Genomic DNA, 20,320 nt, shown 5'->3' on the forward strand with positions numbered 1-20,320 from the left:
GGGGGGGGGGGGGGGGGGGGGGGGGTGGGGCCCCCAGCCCGCGGGCCGGGCCCCCCCCCCCCCCCCCCGCTACCGGTCTCCCGGTGCCGACACAGGGCCGGCACCGGGGTGTTACCACTTAGAAGTCGAACTGTGCCGACATCAGCACCGTGCGGGGTGCCGCCACCGTACCTACGGTCAGCAGCGTGCTGCTGGACAGCCAGTAGCGCTCGTTGAAGACATTCTCCACGCTGGCCCGCAGCGTCACCGGCGTGTTGCCCATGCGGGTGACATAGCGGCCGCCAACATCCACACGGGTCCACGACGGCAGGGTCTGGGTGTTTTCCTGGTTGTACGGGGTGGATGCGGTGTACAGCGCACGGGTGTTCAGGCTCAGGCCCGGCACCCACGGCAGTTCCCAGTCCGCGCCCAGGTTCAGGGTGTGGCTGGGCACGCCGTTGGCCTCGTTGCCCTGGTTCACGCCGGCGGCGGTCTTCTGCAGTTCGGCATCGTAAATCGTCGCGCTGGCCATCAGGTTCAGGCCCGGCAGCACCTGGCCGACGGTGGACAGCTCCAGGCCACGGTTACGCTGCTGGCCCTCGAAGTTGTAGATGTTGGTCGCAAAGTCGACCAGCGCATTCGGGCGCTCAATCTGGAATACCGACACGGTGGAGATCAGCCCAGAGTAGTCGAACTTCACACCCGCTTCGTACTGCTTGCTCTTGTACGGTTCGAACACTTCGCCGGCATTGGCCGCGTTGGCCGGCGCGGTACCGCCGCGGGTCAGACCGGAGGTGAAATTACCGTACACCGCCACGTGCTGGCTCGGGCGTACCACGACGCCAAACAGCGGCGACACCGCGCCTTCGTCGTAGGAGGTGGTGACCGCGCCGGCGGGGTTGAAGTTCTGCAGCTTCACCTGCTGCTTGCGCAGGCCGCCCGTGACCAGCACGCGGTCGTTGGCGAACGACAGGGTGTCAGTCAGCGAGAAACTGGTCAGCTCGGACTCCGAGTTCTTGATCGGCGACAGGCGTACGCCGGTCATCGGAATCAGTTTGACCGGGTTGTAAATGTTGGAATTGATGGTCTGGCTCGGCGGGGCCGACAGGAAGAAGCTGCCCGCTTCGGACTTCAGCAACGAACCGGACGCGGTCAGGACATGCTTCACCGGGCCGGTTTCGAAGCGGGCGCGCGCGCCAACTTCACCGGTACGGTTACGCGACTCGGCGTCGTACCAGGCATTGAGGATGCGCAGGTTGCCCAGGTCGTTGACCGCATTGGTGGTGCGCGCCGAGGGGAAGTCCTGCTCGGCGTTGCCATAGCGGTAGCCGCCGGCGGCGTACACCGTCATGTAATCGCTGGTGTCGAACTCCAGCCGGGTGGCTACCGTGCGATCGCGCGACATCAGGTTGGCGCCGTCATAGATGGCGGTATGGCCGGACGGCGGGCGCGGGATGGTGGTGTTGGCCGGGTGGAAGCCGGTCTGGGCGCGGAAGTTGTCCACTTCCTCACGCTGGGTGTAGGCGTCCAGGGTCCAGCGCAGATTGAGCGAGCGGTAGTCCACGTTGATGGCACCGAGGCCGAACTTCTGATGTCCGTCGTCCAGGCTGGTCTGGCCGTCACGGAACACGCCATTGAAGCGCACGCCCCACTGCTGGTTGTTGCCGAAGCGGCGGCTGGTGTCCAGGTGCGCGCCGAACACCGACTTGCTTTCATAGGTGGTGGTCAGGCGGGTCAGCGGTGCATCCTTGGCGCGCTTGGTCACGATGTTGATGTTGCCGCCGATGCTGCCATTCGGGCTGATGCCGTACATCAGCGTGCCCGGACCCTTTAGCACTTCCACGCGCTCCATCAGCGCGGCCGGCATGCGGTTGGACGAGCTCAGGCCGTACAGACCATTGAGGCCGACGTCACCACTGGTGACGTTGAAACCACGGATCTGGAAGTCTTCGCTGAAGCTGCCGGTGCTGGTCATCACCCGCACCGAGGACTCGTTCACCACCACGTCGGCCAGCGTGCGTGCCTGCTGGTCTTCCAGCATCTTCGAGGTGTAGTTGGCGGTGCTGAACGGGGTGTCCATGACATCCGCCGAACCCAGCACCCCGAGGGTGCCGTTGCGCTCCACGCGGGGCGTATCCGCGGTTACCTCGACGGCATCCAGGCGGGTGGCGTCACCGCTCTGGGCTGCGGCGATCGCGGGTACGGCAAGGGCAACGGCCAGGGCCACGGAAAGACGCGCGCGCGCAAGCGCGCGCAGGGAACTGCGCTCGATCTGAGACATGAATGGGGGTCGATGTTACGGAATTTGGCGCGAATGATACGTATTCCTGGCCAAAATTCACAGCCTGAATGCGCGGGTGCCCTGCGATCAATACGCGGATCCGGCAAAACCGCCGTACCAACGGCAAATTCCATGGACCCGCAGCACCCGCGTGCACTACTGTCCGTACCAAGGGGGCTGGGGAGGAACCACACCGTGCTTGAAGAGCGCACCAATGACCTGTTGAACGATGAGTCACGGCAGTTCTCGCTGCTGTTGAACTCGGTCACCGACTACGCGATCTACATGCTCGACACCGAAGGCGTGATCCGCACCTGGAACGCAGGCGGCCGACGCATCAAGGGCTACTCCCCTCGCGAAGTGATCGGCAGCAACTTCGCCCGCTTCTACCTCCCCGAGGATGTCGAAGCGGGCCTGCCCGAGCGCAACCTGCGCACCGCCGCACAGGAAGGACGCTTTGTCGGCGAGGGGTGGCGTGTGCGCAAGGACGGCTCGTGCTTCCGCGCCAGCGTGGTCATCGACCCGATCCGGGTCGACGGCGAACTGATCGGCTATGCCAAGGTGACCCGCGACGTCACCGAGCGCCATGTCACCCAGCAGCGTCTGCAGGAAGCACAGGCCAACCTGCTGCAGGCGCAGAAGCTCGAGGCGATCGGCAAGTTCACCCTGGGCATGGCGCACGACTTCAACAACCTGCTGACGGTCATCATCAACTGCCAGGACCTGCTCGCCGCCAAGGTCCAGGATGATTCCTCGGCCAAGCTGGTCGACACGGCACTGCGTGCGGCCGAGCGCGGCGCCCTGCTCACCCGCCAGCTGCTCGGTTTTGCCCGCGGCCAGGCACTGGCACCGGAACGGCTGGATCTGAGCGCGGTGATACGCGAATGCGATGGCGTGCTGCGCCGCTCTGCGGGCGATGCGGTCACGCTGGAGTTGGCCTTGGCCGACGACCTTCCCGCCTGCGCGCTCGACCGCACCCAGCTGGAAACCGCCGTGCTCAACCTGGTCTGCAACAGCCGCGACGCCATGCCGGATGGCGGCCGCATCTGCATCCACACCGCGCTGCAGTTCACCCAGGACTCGGCCCTGCCGGACCAGCCCCCTGCCCCGTTCGTGCGGGTGTCGGTGCACGACAACGGCCCGGGCATTCCGCAGGAGCAGCAGGCACGTGTGTTCGAACCATTCTTCACCACCAAGCCGGTAGGCAAAGGCAGCGGCCTGGGCTTGAGCCAGGTGTTTGGCTTCACCGCGCAATCGGGCGGCTTCACGCGCCTGATCAGTGAACCCGGTCACGGAACACGGGTGGAGTTGTATTTTCCCGCCATGTGAAGGCCGTTTCATCAACTCACACTCACGCCGCGCGCGGTATCACTGGCGAACTCCAGATGGGGGTGATCGGCGATGCAGTCACTGATCAGCGTGGACGAGGCGACCCACGCCGTACATGCGCAGGCACGCATACGCGCGACCGAAACGGTGGCACTGACCGATGCCGTCGGCCGCGTGCTGGCTGACGACATCATCGCCGAGCGCGCGCACCCGCCGTTTGACCGTGTCACCACCGACGGCATCGCCACGCGCTGGTTGCCGGTGATGCCGGCCCTGCTGCGCGTGGTGGGCGCGCAGACCCCCGGCCACCACGGACAGGCGCTGCACGAGGCCAGTGCGTGCATCGAAGTCGCCAGCGGCGCGCTGCTGCCAGAAGGCTGCGACTGTGTGATTCCGATCGAGCACCTGGTGCGCAACGCACAGGGGTACACGCTGGCTCCGTCGGCCAGCCCGAGCCGTGGCCAGTGCATCCATCGCCAGGGCGCGGATTGCCCGGCCGACGCCCTCGTGCTCGAAGCCGGCACACGGATCGGCGCACCCCAGATGGCGGTGCTGGCCGCCAACGGCCAGGCCAACGTGAAGGTGGTTCGCCAGCCCAGCGTGGCCATCGTCACCACCGGCGAAGCGCTGCTGGATGTGAGTGCGCCGCTGCAGCCCGGCCGGATCCGCCGCAGCAGCGACCTGGCCATGATGGCCGCCCTGCACGCGGCCGGCATCACCACCACCACCCTGCAGCCGCTGCCCGAAGATCCGGATGTGCTGGGCAGCAGCCTCTCGCGCCTGCTGCAGACGCACGACGTGCTGGTGCTGTCGGGCGGCGTCAGCCTCGGTCAGCGCGACTATCTGCCCACCACGCTGGAAAGCGTGGGCGTGGTCCGCGTGTTCCAGGGCGTCGCGCAGTCGCCCGGCCAACCGATGTGGTTCGGCATGGGCGCGGCCGGGCAACGGGTGTTTGCGCTGCCAGGCAATCCGGTCTCCGCACTGGTCTGCATGGCCCGCTTTGTGCGACCCGCGCTGCTTTCCGCCATGGGGCTGCCGATCGTGGCCTGCGAGCAGGTGCGGCTGGCGGCCGCCTTGCCGGCGCACGTACAGGCGCAGTTCGTACCGGTGCGCCTGCGCCGCGAACCCGGCGGCGAAGTGCTGGCGCAGCCGCTGCCCCCGCGCAGTACCTCCGACGTGACCACCCTGGCGGCAACGGACGGCTTCGTCGAGGTACCGGCGGGACTCGCCTGTCCGGTCGGTCAACCCCTCCCGCTTTACCGGTGGTGACACGCGCTCTTCACCACAACGCCTTCACAATCGCACCGCGTCGCCCGTAGTGACACGCCATGCGTGTCATCAATACACTGGAATCGCCAGGCGGCCCCTACCGCCCGCCCCTCGCCGAGTTCCCTTTGACCGCGCCTACCCCGCCCGAATCCCGCAGCGAACGCGCCACCGAAAGCGTCAACATGGCGCTGGCCGCCGGTGCCATTGTTGGCACCTGGTTCTGGGACGTGGCCAACGACCGTCTCACCATTGACGAAGCCCTTGCCCGCGCCTTCGGGCTGGACCCAGACATCGCCCACAACACGCTGCGCCTTGAGGAAGTGCTGGGCGGCGTGCACCCGGACGACCGGCCCGGCCTGAGCGCGGCCATCAATGCCGCTGTCCAGCATGGCGGTCGTTTCGCCCATCAGTACCGCACCCGCAGCGAGGACGGCGGCTACCATTGGCTCGAAGGCATAGGGCGCGTGGATCTGGACGCCCAGGGCCGGCCGATCGGCTTCCCCGGCGTCATCATCGACATCAGCGAGCGCCGCCGCTTCGAGCGCGAGCGCGACGATGCCCAGCAGTTGCTGCGCTCGTTCGTGGAAGCGGCACCGGGCGTGGTCTACGCCAAGGACCGCCAGGGCCGCATCCTGATCGGCAACCGCGGCACCACCGACCTGATCGGCCGGCCGCCGGAGCAGTACGTGGGCCACACCGATGCCGAACTGCTGAATGACCCCGCCCAGGCCGCCGTGGTGATGGCGACCGACGAACGCATCATGTCCAGTGGCGACGCCGAGCAGGTGGAAGAGGAAGTCAGCTTCCCCGACGGACGCCGCGCCTACTGGCTGTCGACCAAGGCACCGCTGCGCGACGCCAGCGGCCAGGTCGTCGGTCTGGTGGGCACCTCGCTGGACATCACCGACCGCAAGAGTGCCCACGATGCCCACCGCGAGATCGAAGAGCGCTACCGGTTGGCCGCCCAGGCGACCAACGATGCGATCTGGGACTGGCGGATCAGCGACGGCCAGGTGATCTGGAACGAGGCGTTGGGCAGTTTGTTCGGACACGAAACCAGCGAAACCACCGCCCAGTGGTGGCTCGAGCACATCCACCCGGACGACCGCGAACGCATCGACCGCGACATCCATGCGGTGATTGAAGGCCACGGCAGCAGCTGGAGCGACGAGTACCGTTTCCAGCGCTTCGACGGCAGCTACGCCACGGTGTTCGACCGGGGCGCGGTGTTGCGCAACGCCGCTGGTGAGCCTGTGCGGATGATCGGTGCGATGCTCGACCTGTCCGAACGCTACGCCGTCGAGGCGCGGCTGAAGGAACTGAACGAGCAGCTGGAAAGCCGCGTGCGTGAAGAAGTCGCCGAGCGCCTGCGGGTCGAGGAAGCGCTGCGCCAGAGCCAGAAGATGGAAGCCGTGGGCCACCTGACCGGCGGCATCGCACACGACTTCAACAACATGCTGGCCACCGTCATCGGACCACTGGATCTGCTTGAGGCGCGATTGGCCGGCAGCGACCCGCGCGCCGCCCGCTACATCGAAATGGCCATGGACGGTGCCATGCGCGCCGCCCAGCTGACCCAGCGCCTGCTCGCCTTCTCGCGCCAGCAGCCCCTGCAGCCCACGGCGGTCGATGCCAACAAGCTGGTCGCCGGCATGAGCGACCTGCTGGTGCGCTCGCTCGGCAGCAGTGTGCAGCTGGAGACGGTACTGGCCGGTGGACTGTGGTGGACCCACGCCGACCCCAACCAGCTGGAAAACGTGATCCTCAATCTTGCGGTCAACGCACGCGACGCCATGCCCGGCGGCGGTCGCCTCAAGGTGGAAACCAGCAACTGCGATATCGCCTCGAGTTTCACCGAGGCACATCCCGGCGTGGCTCCTGGCGAGTACGTGCTGATTGCCGTGTCCGATACCGGCAGCGGCATGTCGCCGGAGGTCATGGCCAAGGCATTCGACCCGTTCTACACCACCAAGGACGTCGGCCAGGGCACCGGCCTGGGCTTGTCGCAGGTGTATGGCTTCGTGCAGCAGAGCGCCGGTCAGGTGAAGCTGCATTCGGACGTCGGCATGGGCACCACGGTGAAGGTCTACCTGCCACGTCGCATGGCCGAACCGCTGCCTGCCGCATCACCGACCGCACAGACCACGCCCCTGCCCGGCGGCGGTCCGGAGCTGATCTTGGTGGTGGATGACGAGCCGCTGGTGCGTCAGTTCTCGGTCGAAGCGCTGGGCGAGCTGGGCTATCAGGTGCTGGCGGCGGAAGGTGCCGCCACCGCACTGGCGCTGTTGGACGCGCATCCGCAGATCGCGCTGCTGTTTACCGATGTGGTGATGCCGGAGGTCAACGGACGCCAACTCGCCGACCAGGCGCTGGCACGGCGGCCGGATCTGAAGGTGTTGTTTACCACCGGCAACAGTCGCAACGCGTTGGTCGATGAGGGCGTGCTCGACGCGAACGTGCACCTGATCGGCAAGCCGTTTACCGTTGGTGAGCTGGCCACGCGGGTGCGGACGGCGTTGGAAGCCTGAACTGTCAGAAAGAATGGGCGGCACCGGCACCTGATTGCCTGCCGATGCCGCCTCTCCTCCGGCGTCTCCCCCGCCTTACAGCTGTACGAAGCGTTGCAGCTTGCGCGCGAGCCAACCGCTGAACACCAAGGGCGCGTCCAGCGCAGAAACACAAATGCACGGCACGCCCGGTGCGGTCACCGGCTGGTGTTCGACGTCCTGGTCCAGATCGGCCACGTCGCCAGGGGCAAACACGCCCAGCGCGTCGTTGTACGAACCCTGCAGCACCTGGGTCAACTCGCTGCCACCATGGCTGTGCAGCGGCAGACTCTTACCCGGTGCAATTTTGAGCATGATGAGCGACGGCATGTCGCGACTGCGTGTGCAATACATGCCCGGTCCAATCCAATGCCAACGCACCGTACTGAGCCGATCACCAAAGTACGGGCGCAACGCCACCGGCATCGCGTCCGGGTCAGCGCCCGGTGCCGATGCCACCGCCGCGTCGCCACCAATACGTGACTCACGTCGCACTTCGATCTCGTCGTCGCTTTCCAGGCGTGCGAGCATGGCCGCGCGTAGGGCGTCCTGGTGCACGGTTTCGGGCGGCACTGAAGGCTGCGTCTGCTCCAGCAGCGCCGCCCCCACCGCTTCAGCCTCACGCAGCCGTCGCCGGCACTGCTCGCAGCGCTCCAGGTGCGCACTGGCCACCACCGCCAGCGGCATCGCCAGCGCGCCAGCGGCCAGGCTCATCAGGGTCGCGTCGTCGAGATGATGGTGCGGGCGCATCAGCCGGCCCCCACTTTTGACTGCAATTGCAGGAACGCGCGGCGCAGGTGCGACTTCACCGTGCCCAACGGCATGCCAAGCACCTGAGCGATCTCACCGTGACTCTTGGCCTCGAAATACGACATTCGTACCAACCGCGCCTGCACCGCCGGCAACTCCTGGATGCGCTGCCGCAACCGCGCGTCGTCGGCAAACTGCTCGGCACTGGTGCGCTCGGGGTAGTCCTGCTCGGCAGCGATTTCAACCGCCGCCTGCGCATGCGCCCAACCGCGTTCATGGCGCACGCGGTCGATCTGCAGATTGCGCGCAATCCGGAACAGCCAGGTGCTCAAGGCGCTTTGCGCGGCGTTGAAATGGTCGGCATGCAGCCACAACCGCAGCAGACTCTCCTGGGCCAGCTCCTCGGCAACGCCATCCGGCGCGCCCAGGCCACGCAGGTACACGCACAACCGCGGCATGAAGTGATCATAGATGCGCATGAAACAGTCGCGATCACGTCGGCCCGCCACGCCGTCCATGTCACCGGCCCAGTTGATGGGGTCGCTCGTTGGTTGCAGTGAACCTGACACGATGCGTGCAGTCTCGAAGCAGAGCGGCGCTTTGTTGGACTCAGAGTACATCGGCTGTGCGGGTCGTCAAGGGCCGGGTATGACCTTCCTACGCAGCAGGGAACGATTTGGATGCAGACCAAAGTCGAATGCATCCAAACGCCGCCTGGCTGCGTAGAAGGAATACGCCCCCACAGGAAACGCTTCCATGGCAGTGGCTCCACCCTCGTCCGGCCGCTTCCGGCTGCGGCAGACGCTTCAGCGCTGGTTCGACACCTCCGCAGGTGAACCCCATGTGGACACCGCGTCGGCGCAGCGTGTCGACTGGCTGCGGGCGGTACCGTTTCTGCTGCTGCATGTAGCGTGCCTTGGGGTGTTCTGGGTCGGCGTTTCATGGACCGCGGTGGGCGTGGCCGTTGCGCTGTACGCGGTGCGCATGTTCGCCATCACCGGCTTCTATCATCGCTACTTCTCTCACCGGACTTTCACTACCTCACGCGTCGTGCAGCTCGTGTTTGCGGTGATCGGTGCCGCCAGCGTGCAGCGCGGCCCGTTGTGGTGGGCAGCACATCACCGCCACCATCATCGCCATGCCGACCAGCCGCAGGATCCGCACTCGCCCAACCACGGTGGTTTCTGGCGCAGCCACATGGGCTGGTTCCTCACCCGTGAAGCCTTCGTCACGGATTTCCAACGTATTCCCGACCTCGCGCGCTTTCCTGAACTCCGTTGGTTGGATCGCTTCGACACCGTGGTACCGGTCCTGCTCGCGCTGGCGTTGTATACGCTGGGTGAAGTGCTGGAACGGTTCGCGCCTTCGTTGCATACCAATGGTCCGCAGTTGCTTGTGTGGGGCTTCTTCATCTCCACCGTTGTACTGTTCCATGCAACGGTCACCATCAACTCGCTGGCACACCGTTTTGGCCGGCGCCGTTTCAACACCCAGGACGACAGCCGCAACAACCTCTGGCTGGCCCTGTTGACCTTCGGCGAGGGCTGGCACAACAACCACCACTTTTTTCCGGGAACGGTTCGCCAAGGCTTCCGCTGGTGGGAAGTCGACATCACCTGGTACGCGCTGCGCGGCATGGCGGCACTGGGCCTGGTGAGCGGACTGAAGCCGATTCCGGATTGGGTATTGACCAAGGCGAGGTACTGATCATGCGCATCGCGGTCATTGGTTCGGGCATTGCAGGGTTGGCCACCGCCTATTGGCTGGATGGCGAACACGAAGTCACCCTGTTTGAAGGCGAGGATTACCTGGGCGGCCATACCCACACCCACGACGTCAAAGTGGGCGGTGAGTCCATGGCAGTCGACACCGGCTTCATCGTGTTCAATCCGCAGCACTACCCGCTGCTCACCGGGTTGTTCAACGAGCTGGGCGTGGCGTCCCAGCCCACCACCATGAGCTTCTCCGTGCACAGCGAGCGCAGTGGCGTGGAGTACAACGCCACTTCGCTTGATGGTCTGTTCTGCCAGCGCCGCAATCTGGTCTCGCCCCGCTTCTGGGGCATGCTGCGTGACCTGCGCCGCTTCTATCGCGAAGCGCCGGCACTGCTGGACGAACCTGAAGGCCCCACGCTGGGCCAGTACCTGAGTCGCCATGGGTATGGTCCGGCCTTCGTGCAGGAGCATCTGGTTCCGATGGCGTCGGCGCTGTGGTCCTCGCCCAGCGCGCAGATCCTCGACTTCCCGGCGCGCTACCTGGTGCAGTTCATGGCCAACCACCAGATGCTGCAGATGACCGAGCGCCCTACCTGGCGTGTGGTCACGGGCGGCTCGGCGCGCTACGTCGATGCGCTTCGCAAGCGCTGGCACGTGCGTGAGCGCATCGGCTGCCCGGTATACCGGGTGGAGCGCACGCAATGGGGCGCACTGGTCTACACCCTCACCACGGTGGAGGGCTTCGACCATGTGGTGTTCGCCTGCCACAGCGACGAAGCGCTGGCGATCCTGAAAGATCCGGATCCGGTCGAACACGAGGTACTGGGGGCGATCCAGTACCAGGCCAACCAGGCTGTTCTGCACACCGATGCCTCATTGCTGCCGCGCAACCGCAAAGCGTGGGCGGCGTGGAACGCGCACATTCCAGACGACACCCGCGCGCCCTGCACGGTGAGCTACTACATGAACGACCTGCAGGGCCTGCCGGGCGACACGCCGTTGATCGTCACGCTCAATCGAACCGCCGACATCGACCCGGCGAAGATCCTGCGCCGCTGCTACTACGCCCACCCCGTGCACGACCACGCGGCGGTGCGCGCGCAGCAGCGCTGGGCCGAGGTGCAGGGCCGGCGCAACACCTGGTTTGCAGGCGCGTACTGGGGCTGGGGCTTCCATGAAGACGGCATCCGCAGCGCACGCCGCGTCGTGGATGCCCTGCGCGCCGCCACCGCGGGCCAGGAAGAGGTGCCGTGGGAGGTGGCCATCGCATGAGCGCCAGCGCGCTGTATGTCGGGCAGGTCACGCATCGCCGGCACCGGCCGCACGCGCATGCGTTCACCTACCCGATCGCCCAGCTGCTGATCGACCTGGATGAACTTCCCACGCTGTTCAAGCGTCGCTGGTTGTGGTCGGTGAACCGGCCGAACATCGCGCAGTTCAAGCGCAGTGACTTTCTGGGCGATCCGCAGCAACCGCTGGCCGAAGCGGTGCGCGACCGTGCCGCGTCCGTCCTGGGCTACCGCCCGGCTGGGCCGGTGCGTCTGCTGGCCCACCTGCGCTATGGCGGTCACGTGTTCAATCCGGTCAGCTACTACTACTGCTATCAGCCCGATGGCGAGCAGCTGGACTGCGTGGTCGCCGAGATCACCAATACGCCATGGAAGGAACGGCATGCCTACGTGCTGCCGGTCGCCCAGGCCGAACAGCACGGCCGTGCCCTGCGCTGGCAGTTCGACAAGGCCTTTCACGTTTCGCCGTTCATGCAGATGGACTGCCGCTACGACTGGCGCTTCACCGCGCCGGGCGACGACCTCAATGTGCACATGCAGGTGTGGCGCGACGGCGAACGCCAGTTCGATGCCACCCAGCAGCTCCAGCGCCGTCCGCTGGACGGCCCGGGGCTGGCCAAGGTGCTGCTGCGCTACCCGTTGATGACCCTGCAGGTGGTCGCCGCCATTCACTGGCAGGCGCTGCGGCTGTGGTTGAAGCGCAACCCCGTGTACGACCATCCCGCGCTTTCTGGAAAACGCTCATGAGTCAGGTGTCACCCGAGATCCATGCCCCCCGTCTGACCTCACTGGAGGGGTTCCTGCGCACGCGCCTGCTGGGGTTGCTGGCACCGCTGCAGCTCGGCAGCCTGAAGGTGCGCGATGCGCGGGGTGAGGTGCTGCTCGGTAATGCCGACCACGCGCCCGGTTCCCTGCATGTCACGGTAACGGTCACCGACCCCGCGTTCTATCGCAAGGTCGCCGCGCAAGGTAGCGTCGGTGCCGGCCAGTCCTACATCGATGGCGACTGGGAATGCACCGACCTGGTCGGCCTGGTGCGCCTGCTGGTGCGCAACCGACACCTGCTGGACGGCATGGAGCGTGGCCCGGCCCGACTGGGCGGCGCGCTGCTGCACGTCTGGAACCAGCTGCGCCGCAATACCCGCGCCGGCAGCCGCCGCAACATCGCCGCGCACTATGATCTGGGGAACGACTTCTTCGCACTCTTCCTGTCGCCGGATCTGATGTACTCCTCGGCGCTGTACGCGGCCGAGGACGAAGCGCTGGAAGTGGCGTCCACCCGCAAGCTGGACCGCATCTGCCAGCAACTGCAGTTGCAGCCCGGCGACCGCGTGGTGGAAATCGGCACCGGCTGGGGCGGCTTCGCCGTGCATGCGGCCACGCACTATGGCTGCCACGTCACCACCACCACCATTTCCGCCGAGCAGTATGCGCTGGCCCGGCAGCGGGTGAAGGACGCCGGCCTGCACGACCGTGTCACCGTGCTGATGCGCGACTACCGCGACCTGGAAGGCCAGTACGACAAGCTGGTGTCGATCGAAATGATCGAGGCCATCGGCGCGCAGTACCTCGAGACCTACTTCGCCACCCTGCAGCGGCTGCTCAAGCCCACCGGCGTGGCCCTGCTGCAGGCCATCACCATTGAAGACCACCGCTATGAGCAGGCGCTGCACAGCGTGGATTACATCAAGCGCTTCGTGTTTCCCGGCAGCTTCATTCCCTCGCTGGGCGCGATCATGCTGGCAAAGACCGACGCCAGCGACCTGCAGTTGATCCAGCAATACGACTTCGGTCACTCCTACGCGCTGACCTTGCGAGCCTGGCGTCGACGCTTCCTGGCGCAACGGGCGCAGGTGCGTGCGCAGGGCTTCGACGAGCGTTTCATTCGCCTGTGGGAGTTCTATCTGGCGTATTGCGAAGGCGGGTTCCTGGAACGCTCGATTGGCGTGTCACATCTGTTGTTGGCCCGCCCCGGGTATCAGCCACCGCTGCAGGGGCTGCCGTCATGAAACCGCTGTGGTGGGTATTGCTTTACGCGGTGGTGATCATGAGCTGGGGCTGGGCCTGGCAACGCCGGCACCAGAACATCGGCGTGGTCGACGTGCTGTGGGCCAAAGGCGTGGCAGCGGGCGCGCTGCTACTGGCCTGGCTGGGAGAAGGGGCGCACGCGCCGCGCATCGCGCTTGCGGTGCTGGGCGGGCTTTGGGGAAGCCGGCTCGCGTTGCACCTGTGGCAGCGCGTGCGCCATGAGGACGAGGACGGTCGCTACCAGTACCTGCGTGCGCACTGGGGCGGGCACCAGGGGAAGATCTACGGCTTTTTCATCGCCCAGGCGCTGCTGGTGGTGTTGTTTGCCCTGCCCTTCGCCGCGGTGGCTGCTAATCCGCGCCCTGGTTTCAGCGGGTGGATCGCCGCCGCGATGGCGGTGTGGCTGCTCAGCGTGGGCGGCGAGGCACTGGCGGACCGTCAACTGGCGCGCTTCCGCGCGGACCCGGCCAACAAGGGCCGCACCTGCCGCGACGGGCTATGGCGTTACAGCCGGCACCCCAATTACTTCTTCGAGTGGCTGCACTGGTTCACCTACGTGCTGCTGGCCGTGGGCTCGCCGCTGTGGTGGCTGGCCTGGAGCGGCCCGGTGGTGATGTACGTGTTCCTGCGCTATCTCAGCGGCGTGCCGTTCACTGAGAAGCAGGCGCTGCGCAGCCGAGGCGAGGACTACCGCCGCTACCAGCAGACCACCCCGATGTTCTTCCTCTGGTTCCCCCGAAACACCGCTGAGGGCACGTCATGAGCACCATTACCCCTGTGCAGCCACCGGCGACCGCCGAACTGGGCCTCACCGGCTGGGCCGAGCGCGGCTGGCTGCCCGACCGCGCCCTGCGCTGGGGCATCCGCCGGCTCTGCGGCCAACGCCTGCAGGACGAACTGGCCGGTGGCGCGCATGCGCAGCAGCAGCGCTTCGCCCGCATGCTGTCCGAGCTCTCCGGCAGCCCGGTCGCCCTGCATGTGGATGAGGCCAACCGCCAGCACTACGAGGTGCCGGCCGACTTCTTCAAGGCCTGCCTGGGCCCACGCCTGAAATACAGCAGCTGCTACTACCCCACCGGGCGCGAGACCCTGGCCGAGGCCGAAGAGGCCATGCTGAGTCTGTATGGCGCGCGTGCCGGACTGGCCGACGGCCAGGACGTGCTGGAGCTGGGCTGTGGCTGGGGCTCTCTGACCCTGTGGATGGCCGAGCGCTTCCCCAACATGCGCATCACTGCCGTATCCAACTCACGCAGCCAGCGCAGCCACATCATGGAGCAGTGCATGCTGCGCGGCCTGCATAACGTGCAGGTGCTGACCCGGGACGTGAACCAGCTGGTGCTGCCGGCGCATTCGTTCGACCGCTGCGTATCCGTGGAGATGTTCGAGCACATGCGCAACTACGAAACGCTGCTGGGCCGGATTGCCGGCTGGCTGCGGCCGGACGGGGCGCTGTTCGTGCACATCTTCGCGCATCGCACGCTGATGTACCCGTTCGAGACCCAGGGTGAGGACGACTGGATGGGCCGGCACTTCTTCACCGGCGGGCTGATGCCTGCTGCGGATACGCTGCTGCACTTCCAGCAGGACCTGCAGTTGCAGGATCGCTGGCTGGTGGACGGCACCCATTACGAAAAGACCGCCAACCACTGGCTGGCCAACCAGGACGCTGCCCGTGCAGAACTCATGCCCATCCTCACGCAGACCTACGGTGACGCGGCGGTACTGTGGTGGCAACGCTGGCGCATGTTCTGGATGGCCTGCGCCGAGCTGTTCGGCTACGACAACGGCCAGCAATGGCTGGTGGCGCATTATCTGTTCCGACCCCGCTGAAGGAGACTGCCATGCGTGCGTATACCCTTCTGCCCCTGTTGGCCGCCGCCTTGCTGGGTAGTGCCTGCAGCGCCCGCGACCTGCCGCCGCTGCCTCGTATGGACGCGGTGGATGTCCCCCGCTTCATGGGCGACTGGTATGTGATCGCGCACATCCCCACCCGGCCGGAACGGGAGGCCTTTGACGCGGTGGAAAGCTACGCACTGCGCTCGGATGGACGGATCCAGACCACCTTCACCTACCGCAAGGGCAGCTTCCAGGCTCCCAAGCGCACGATGAATCCGATTGGCCGGGTCGAGAAGGAAGGCAACGGCGCGGTCTGGGGCATGCAGTTCGTATGGCCGATCCAGGCCGAGTACATCATTTCGTGGCTGTCGCCGGATTACAGCCAGACCATCGTGGCCAGAAGCAAGCGCGACCATGTGTGGTACATGGCGCGCACGCCGCAGGTGTCTGAGGCGGATTACCAAGCCGCAGTGGAGCGGATCAAGGCGTTGGGGTACGACGTCAGCAAACTGAGGAAGGTGCCGCAGTCAAAGCGGTGACGTTGCTGCGGGATAACGCGTGCCACGCCAATACGCCGCAGATGGCCGTTCTCCGCGGCATGGCATTGCAGCCTGTACGTCGCGATCGACACAAAGATTCGAGACGGGCGTCTCATAAGAACGGGAAACGTACGAGTTTGGCGCGACGGAGGGCTGGTAGGGTCGCACGACAGTCGACCGCCGATAGCGGTGCATCGCCCGGTAGGGCATGAACGCAGAACGGAGACGTCTCTCCGAGAAGGACAATGCGTCAAAGCACCGATCACCGTTATCGGCAGGCGTCTCGCGACCGCCTCTACCAAAGCCCTTCCTGCCCAACCATTTATTGTGCGGCCGATGGTAGCGTCGCACGACAGTCGACGGCCGATAGCACTGCATCACCCGGTGGGGCATGGACGCGGAACGGAGGCGTTGGCCCGTCGGAGTCAATGCGCTAAAGCACCGATCACCGTTATCGGCAGGCGTCTTGCGACCGCCTCTACCGAATCTACTGAAGCCCACTCAGTAGGTTTACAGAGGCCGGCAGCGGCGTGAGGTGCTGAACTTCCAACCCTCCCCCGCGCAGGAAGGCCCCGCCATGACCAAGCCCCCGTTCAAGGGTGTCATCAAGCTCGACATCCGCGATTCCAAAGCTGACTGGGCACCCTTCCTGCCACCGACCGCACCCAAAGACGCCCCCAACATCCTGATCGTTCTTTACGACGACACCGGCCAGGCCGCGTGGGAACCCTACGGCGGTGCGATCAACATGCCGACGCTGCAGAAGCTGGCGGACAACGGGCTGACCTACACCCAGTGGCACACCACCGCGCTGTGCTCCCCTACCCGTTCGTGCTTCCTCACCGGCCGCAACCACCACCTGAATGGCATGTCCGCCATTACCGAAACCGCCAACGGCTTCCCCGGCTGGAGTGGGCGCGTGCCTGAAGAATGCATGTCGGTAGGCCAGGTGCTGCAGGACAACGGCTACAGCACGTTCTGGATCGGCAAAGACCACAACGTGCCCGAGCAGGACATCTGCGCCGGCGGGCCGAAATCTGAATGGCCACTGCAGAAGGGCTTTGACCGCTACTACGGCTTCCTCGGCGGCGAAACCAACCAGTGGTACCCGGATCTCACCCAGGACAACGTCTTCATCGACCAACCGTATGGCCCGGAAGACGGCTACCACCTGTCGCGCGACCTGACCGACCAGGCGCTGCAGATGATCCGCGACCAGAAGGCCTCCAATCCTTCCAAGCCCTGGTTCCTCTGGTTCTGCCCGGGAGCCAACCATGCCCCGCATCACGCGCCCAAGGAATACATCGACAAGTACAAGGGCAGGTTCGACGAAGGCTACGACGCCTACCGCAAGTGGGTGGTGCCACGCATGATCGAAAAGGGCATGCTGCCGGCCGGCACCCAGGTCCCGGACTTCAATCCCATGCCCGAAGACCAGGCCAACGCTGCGGACTACGTGAAGCCCTGGGACGGCCTGAGTGCCGATGAGAAGCGGCTGTTCTCGCGCATGGCCGAAGTGTATGCCGGCTTCTCCGAGTACACCGACGCCCAGGTCGGGCGCATCGTCGACTACCTGGAAAAGAGCGGCCAGCTGGACAACACCATCATCTTCTACTGCTCGGACAACGGCGCATCCGGCGAAGGCAGCCCGACGGGTTCGGTGAACGAGAACAAGTTCTTCAACAACTACCCGGATTCGCTGGAAGAGAACCTCAAGTACATCGACGTGCTCGGCGGGCCGGAAACCTACAATCACTACCCCACCGGCTGGGCCGCGGCGTTCTCGGCCCCGTACAAGATGTTCAAGCGCTACTCCGAATACGCCGGCGGCACCTGCTGCCCGATGGTGATCCACTGGCCGAAGGGCATCAAGGCCAAGGGCGAGGTGCGCAACCAATACCACCACGCAGTGGATATCGTGCCGACCATCCTGGAATCGATCGGCATTCCAATGCCTGAAACCAATCGCGGCGTGAAGCAGCACCCGCTGTCGGGCGTGTCGATGAAGTACAGCTTCGAGAAGGATGGCCCAACCCAGAAGAAGCGTCAGTACTACGCCATGCTGGGCACACGTGGCATCTGGGAGAACGGCTGGAAGGCGGCGGCGGTGCACGCACCGCTGACCAGCAAGGGTCACTTCGACGATGACCGCTGGGAGCTGTACAACGTGGATGAGGATCGCTCCGAGTCCAAAGACCTGGCCAAGGAACATCCGGACAAGCTGAAAGCGCTGGTGGATGCGTGGTTCGCCGAGGCTGACGCCAACAACGTGCTGCCGCTGGACGACCGCACCGCTGCCGAGGTCCTGGGCACCGAACGCCCGAGCACCGAAGCCCCGCGCGAGCGTTACGTCTACTACCCGGGCACCTCGCCGGTGCCGGAAGGCGTGGCGGTGAACGTGCGTGGGCGTTCGTACAAGATCATTGCCGAGGTGGAGATCAAGGACGCCGATGCCTCGGGCGTGATCTTCGCGCATGGCTCGCGGTTCGGTGGGCACAGCCTGTTCATCAAGAACCGCAAGCTGTACTACGTGTACAACTTCCTCGGCATCAAGCCGGAGCAGACCTTTGTGTCCACCACCCAACTCAAGCCGGGCACGTGGACGCTGGGCATGGAGTTCGAGCGCGCCGGCCAGGGCGAGCACGGCGAGTCGTTGGGCAAGACCAAGCTGTATGTGAACGACAAGGTCGAGGCCGAGGGGGATATGAAGACCCAGTTGGGCAAGTTCACGCTTTCGGGCGATGGGCTGTGCATCGGTCGCGACAGTGGTGACGCCGTCAGTGCCGAGTACAAAACGCCGGGCGAGTTCAAGGGCGGTGAGATTCTGGCTGTAGGCGTCACTGTGGAGAAGGCGCAGTACCTGGATCTGGAGAAGCTGGCCGCCGCCGCATTCGCAGCGGACTGAGCAAGGTTGCATGCCCACCCCGTAGAGCCACGCCCTGCGTGGCTTCGCGGACTGTGTAAACTCCGCGCATCCAACGCACGGACGAATACCATGCTCCCAGGAAAGCGCGTCGCCCAGGTCATCGTCGGTCTCTACGCCCTCGCCTGCCTCGGCGGTCTTGCAGTACTGCTTGTCGGCACCAAAGGCCTGTTCGGCCTCCCCGCCGACGGTCTGGCTGCAGTGGTTGCCTTGATGCTGGCCATGCCATGGTCGTTGTTCTTCATGGCATTGGGCGTGGAAACACCGGCCGGCTTCATTGCCCTGATCGTGCTGGCGATGGTGTTGAACGGCGTGCTGCTGTGGGGTGTGATCTGGCTGCTGCGCAAGGCCATCGCATCGTTGCTCGGCCGATAGCGGGCGCTCCGTCGCTCCTGCGCGTGGCGACGCATTCATTGACGCGGCACGTCGGGTCTACGGCGCCACGATGTTCGCCGGTAGGGTCGCACGACAGTCGACCGCCGGTACCGGTGCATCGCGCGGTAGGGCATGAACTGGGAACGAAGCGCTCACCCCGGCAGGGTTCATGCGCTAAAGAGTCCATCAATGCTATCGGCAGGCGTCTGTCGACCGCCTCTACCAGTGTCCCAAGGCAGCGGTGATGTCAGTAAAACTACCCATGGGCGCTACCGCACAAATGCCGTTGTGCGTGCGGGCGTCGGGTGCGAGCGTGGTTCCCTGCCCTCCTGCGGTGCACCGGCATGCTCAAGTGTCCCCTCCGCTTTCACCTGGCACTGGTTTCCACCGCCCTGCTCTGCGGCTGCGCCACTATGGGCCCGCAGAGCATCCCGCGTGATCGCCAGGGCTATTCCACTGCCATTGGCGAGTCGTGGAAGGAACAGACGCTGCTCAACATCGTGCGCCTGCGCTACGCCGATGCGCCGATGTTCCTGGACGTCTCCTCCATCGTGGCGTCCTACTCAGCCGAGGGGCAGATCGATGCTTCTGCGACGTTCCCCCCGCAGGATTCAGGCACCCCGAGCATCGGCGGCTATGGACGCTACATCACCAAACCGACCATCTCCTACGCGCCACTGACCGGCGACAAGTTCACCCAGAGCCTGCTGCGCCCGATTGCACCGGCGTCGGTGTTCCAGATGATCCAGGCCGGGTACCCGGCGGACTTCATCATCGGCGCGACCACGCGCGCGATCAACGGGCATTACAACCGGTCAGCCGGCATCAATGCGCGCCCGGCGGACCCGCAGTTCGTGCAGCTCACTGAACTGCTGCGGCGTGTACAGCGTGCGGAAGGTCTCGGCATGCGCATCGAGCGGCGCGAGAATGGCGAAGCGACGGTGTTGTTCTTCCGTGGTGATGCGTCACCGCAGTTGGCCGAGGACGTGGCCCAGGTACGCGGGTTGATGGGCATTCGCCCCTCGCCCGAGTTCAATCTGGTGTACGGGGCCACGCCACGCAACGACACCGAGATCGCGCTGCTGACCCGCTCGATGCTGGAGATCCTGCTCGACTTCTCCAACTGCATCGACGTGCCCGCCGCGCACATTGCCGAGGGGCGCACCTTCCCGGGCTATGCGCCGGACGTGAGCGCGCAGGGTTTCCATCGACTGGCAACCATCCACAGTGGCGCGCAGGCACCGGCCGATGCGTATACCGCCGTGCGTTACCGCGATACCTGGTACTGGGTGGACGACCGCGATATGGCGTCCAAGCGCGCGTTCGCGTTCATGATGATGTTCTTCTCGTTGGCTGAAACCGGGACCAGCAGTCCTGCGCCGGTGTTGACGATAGGTGCCAACTAGTAGAGCCGGGCTTGCCCGGCTGATGCATCCGGATAACCGCCAGCCGGGCAAGCCC

The 20,320-nt window shown here is 65.5% G+C and carries 16 protein-coding genes; 13 read left to right on the top strand and 3 right to left on the bottom strand.

What is annotated here, in order from left to right; genetic code table 11:
• Positions 1–118: 118 nt before the first annotated feature.
• Positions 119–2,260 (bottom strand): TonB-dependent siderophore receptor, encoded by a 2,142-nt coding sequence (locus tag QMX83_RS12335; protein ID WP_282296931.1) that lies wholly within the window; start codon positions 2,258–2,260, stop codon positions 119–121.
• Between the two features lie 195 nt (positions 2,261–2,455).
• Between QMX83_RS12335 and QMX83_RS12340 the strand changes: the two genes are divergently transcribed.
• The 3 genes from QMX83_RS12340 to QMX83_RS12350 all read left to right on the top strand — a co-directional run bounded on the left by QMX83_RS12340 (position 2,456) and on the right by QMX83_RS12350 (position 7,386).
• Positions 2,456–3,589, top strand: a complete 1,134-nt coding sequence (locus tag QMX83_RS12340; RefSeq protein WP_282296932.1) for a PAS domain-containing sensor histidine kinase — start codon at positions 2,456–2,458, stop codon at positions 3,587–3,589.
• Positions 3,590–3,661: 72 nt separating this feature from the next.
• Positions 3,662–4,858: a molybdopterin molybdotransferase MoeA gene (locus QMX83_RS12345; protein WP_282296933.1), complete on the top strand. Its 1,197-nt coding sequence runs from the start codon at positions 3,662–3,664 to the stop codon at positions 4,856–4,858.
• Between the two features lie 125 nt (positions 4,859–4,983).
• Positions 4,984–7,386, top strand: a complete 2,403-nt coding sequence (locus QMX83_RS12350; RefSeq protein WP_282296934.1) for a PAS domain-containing sensor histidine kinase — start codon at positions 4,984–4,986, stop codon at positions 7,384–7,386.
• Positions 7,387–7,461: 75 nt separating this feature from the next.
• Here QMX83_RS12350 and QMX83_RS12355 read toward each other — a convergent pair whose 3' ends face one another.
• The gene (locus tag QMX83_RS12355; RefSeq protein ID WP_282296935.1) at positions 7,462–8,154 is read right to left on the bottom strand and encodes a ChrR family anti-sigma-E factor; all 693 of its coding nucleotides are present in this window, start codon (positions 8,152–8,154) and stop codon (positions 7,462–7,464) included.
• Positions 8,154–8,774 (bottom strand): sigma-70 family RNA polymerase sigma factor, encoded by a 621-nt coding sequence (locus QMX83_RS12360; RefSeq protein ID WP_336618960.1) that lies wholly within the window; start codon positions 8,772–8,774, stop codon positions 8,154–8,156. Before QMX83_RS12360 ends, QMX83_RS12355 begins: the two co-directional genes overlap by 1 nt.
• 136 nt (positions 8,775–8,910) lie before the next feature.
• Here QMX83_RS12360 and QMX83_RS12365 point away from each other — a divergent pair, with 136 nt between their 5' ends.
• From QMX83_RS12365 to QMX83_RS12410, 10 genes are all read left to right on the top strand, one after another.
• Positions 8,911–9,861: an acyl-CoA desaturase gene (locus QMX83_RS12365; protein ID WP_282296937.1), complete on the top strand. Its 951-nt coding sequence runs from the start codon at positions 8,911–8,913 to the stop codon at positions 9,859–9,861.
• 2 nt (positions 9,862–9,863) lie between these two features.
• On the top strand, positions 9,864–11,141 hold the full coding sequence (locus QMX83_RS12370) for an FAD-dependent oxidoreductase (protein WP_282296938.1): 1,278 nt from the start codon (positions 9,864–9,866) through the stop codon (positions 11,139–11,141).
• Positions 11,138–11,905, top strand: coding sequence for a DUF1365 domain-containing protein (locus tag QMX83_RS12375; protein ID WP_282296939.1), 768 nt, complete (start codon positions 11,138–11,140; stop codon positions 11,903–11,905). The genes QMX83_RS12370 and QMX83_RS12375 overlap by 4 nt, the downstream gene beginning before the upstream one ends.
• Positions 11,902–13,167, top strand: a complete 1,266-nt coding sequence (locus QMX83_RS12380) for a cyclopropane-fatty-acyl-phospholipid synthase family protein (protein ID WP_282296940.1) — start codon at positions 11,902–11,904, stop codon at positions 13,165–13,167. Before QMX83_RS12375 ends, QMX83_RS12380 begins: the two co-directional genes overlap by 4 nt.
• A complete protein-coding gene (locus QMX83_RS12385) occupies positions 13,164–13,949 on the top strand; it encodes a DUF1295 domain-containing protein (protein WP_282296941.1) in 786 nt (261 codons plus the stop codon). Before QMX83_RS12380 ends, QMX83_RS12385 begins: the two co-directional genes overlap by 4 nt.
• Positions 13,946–15,016 carry a class I SAM-dependent methyltransferase gene (locus QMX83_RS12390; protein ID WP_282296942.1) on the top strand — a complete coding sequence of 357 codons (1,071 nt, stop codon included), beginning with the start codon at positions 13,946–13,948 and terminating at the stop codon, positions 15,014–15,016. The genes QMX83_RS12385 and QMX83_RS12390 overlap by 4 nt, the downstream gene beginning before the upstream one ends.
• 11 nt (positions 15,017–15,027) lie before the next feature.
• A complete protein-coding gene (locus tag QMX83_RS12395; RefSeq protein WP_282296943.1) occupies positions 15,028–15,561 on the top strand; it encodes a lipocalin family protein in 534 nt (177 codons plus the stop codon).
• Positions 15,562–16,138: 577 nt separating this feature from the next.
• Positions 16,139–18,466: an arylsulfatase gene (locus QMX83_RS12400; RefSeq protein WP_282296944.1), complete on the top strand. Its 2,328-nt coding sequence runs from the start codon at positions 16,139–16,141 to the stop codon at positions 18,464–18,466.
• 90 nt (positions 18,467–18,556) lie between these two features.
• Positions 18,557–18,859: a hypothetical protein gene (locus tag QMX83_RS12405; RefSeq protein ID WP_282296945.1), complete on the top strand. Its 303-nt coding sequence runs from the start codon at positions 18,557–18,559 to the stop codon at positions 18,857–18,859.
• A 344-nt stretch (positions 18,860–19,203) separates the two neighbouring features.
• Complete coding sequence (locus tag QMX83_RS12410; RefSeq protein WP_282296946.1) at positions 19,204–20,265, top strand: hypothetical protein; 1,062 nt, start codon at positions 19,204–19,206, stop codon at positions 20,263–20,265.
• Positions 20,266–20,320: the final 55 nt, after the last annotated feature.

It is taken from the genome of Stenotrophomonas sp. PS02289 (assembly GCF_029960115.1).
Classification (GTDB): Bacteria; Pseudomonadota; Gammaproteobacteria; order Xanthomonadales; family Xanthomonadaceae; genus Stenotrophomonas.

Coding starts and splice junctions, on each gene's coding strand:
- QMX83_RS12335 (WP_282296931.1), bottom strand. CDS start 2,260: ATGTCTCAGATCGAGCGCAGTTCCCTGCGCGCGCTTGCGCGCGCGCGT.
- QMX83_RS12345 (WP_282296933.1), top strand. CDS start 3,662: ATGCAGTCACTGATCAGCGTGGACGAGGCGACCCACGCCGTACATGCG.
- QMX83_RS12355 (WP_282296935.1), bottom strand. CDS start 8,154: ATGCGCCCGCACCATCATCTCGACGACGCGACCCTGATGAGCCTGGCC.
- QMX83_RS12360 (WP_336618960.1), bottom strand. CDS start 8,774: ATGTACTCTGAGTCCAACAAAGCGCCGCTCTGCTTCGAGACTGCACGC.
- QMX83_RS12365 (WP_282296937.1), top strand. CDS start 8,911: ATGGCAGTGGCTCCACCCTCGTCCGGCCGCTTCCGGCTGCGGCAGACG.
- QMX83_RS12370 (WP_282296938.1), top strand. CDS start 9,864: ATGCGCATCGCGGTCATTGGTTCGGGCATTGCAGGGTTGGCCACCGCC.
- QMX83_RS12375 (WP_282296939.1), top strand. CDS start 11,138: ATGAGCGCCAGCGCGCTGTATGTCGGGCAGGTCACGCATCGCCGGCAC.
- QMX83_RS12380 (WP_282296940.1), top strand. CDS start 11,902: ATGAGTCAGGTGTCACCCGAGATCCATGCCCCCCGTCTGACCTCACTG.
- QMX83_RS12385 (WP_282296941.1), top strand. CDS start 13,164: ATGAAACCGCTGTGGTGGGTATTGCTTTACGCGGTGGTGATCATGAGC.
- QMX83_RS12390 (WP_282296942.1), top strand. CDS start 13,946: ATGAGCACCATTACCCCTGTGCAGCCACCGGCGACCGCCGAACTGGGC.
- QMX83_RS12395 (WP_282296943.1), top strand. CDS start 15,028: ATGCGTGCGTATACCCTTCTGCCCCTGTTGGCCGCCGCCTTGCTGGGT.
- QMX83_RS12400 (WP_282296944.1), top strand. CDS start 16,139: ATGACCAAGCCCCCGTTCAAGGGTGTCATCAAGCTCGACATCCGCGAT.
- QMX83_RS12405 (WP_282296945.1), top strand. CDS start 18,557: ATGCTCCCAGGAAAGCGCGTCGCCCAGGTCATCGTCGGTCTCTACGCC.
- QMX83_RS12410 (WP_282296946.1), top strand. CDS start 19,204: ATGCTCAAGTGTCCCCTCCGCTTTCACCTGGCACTGGTTTCCACCGCC.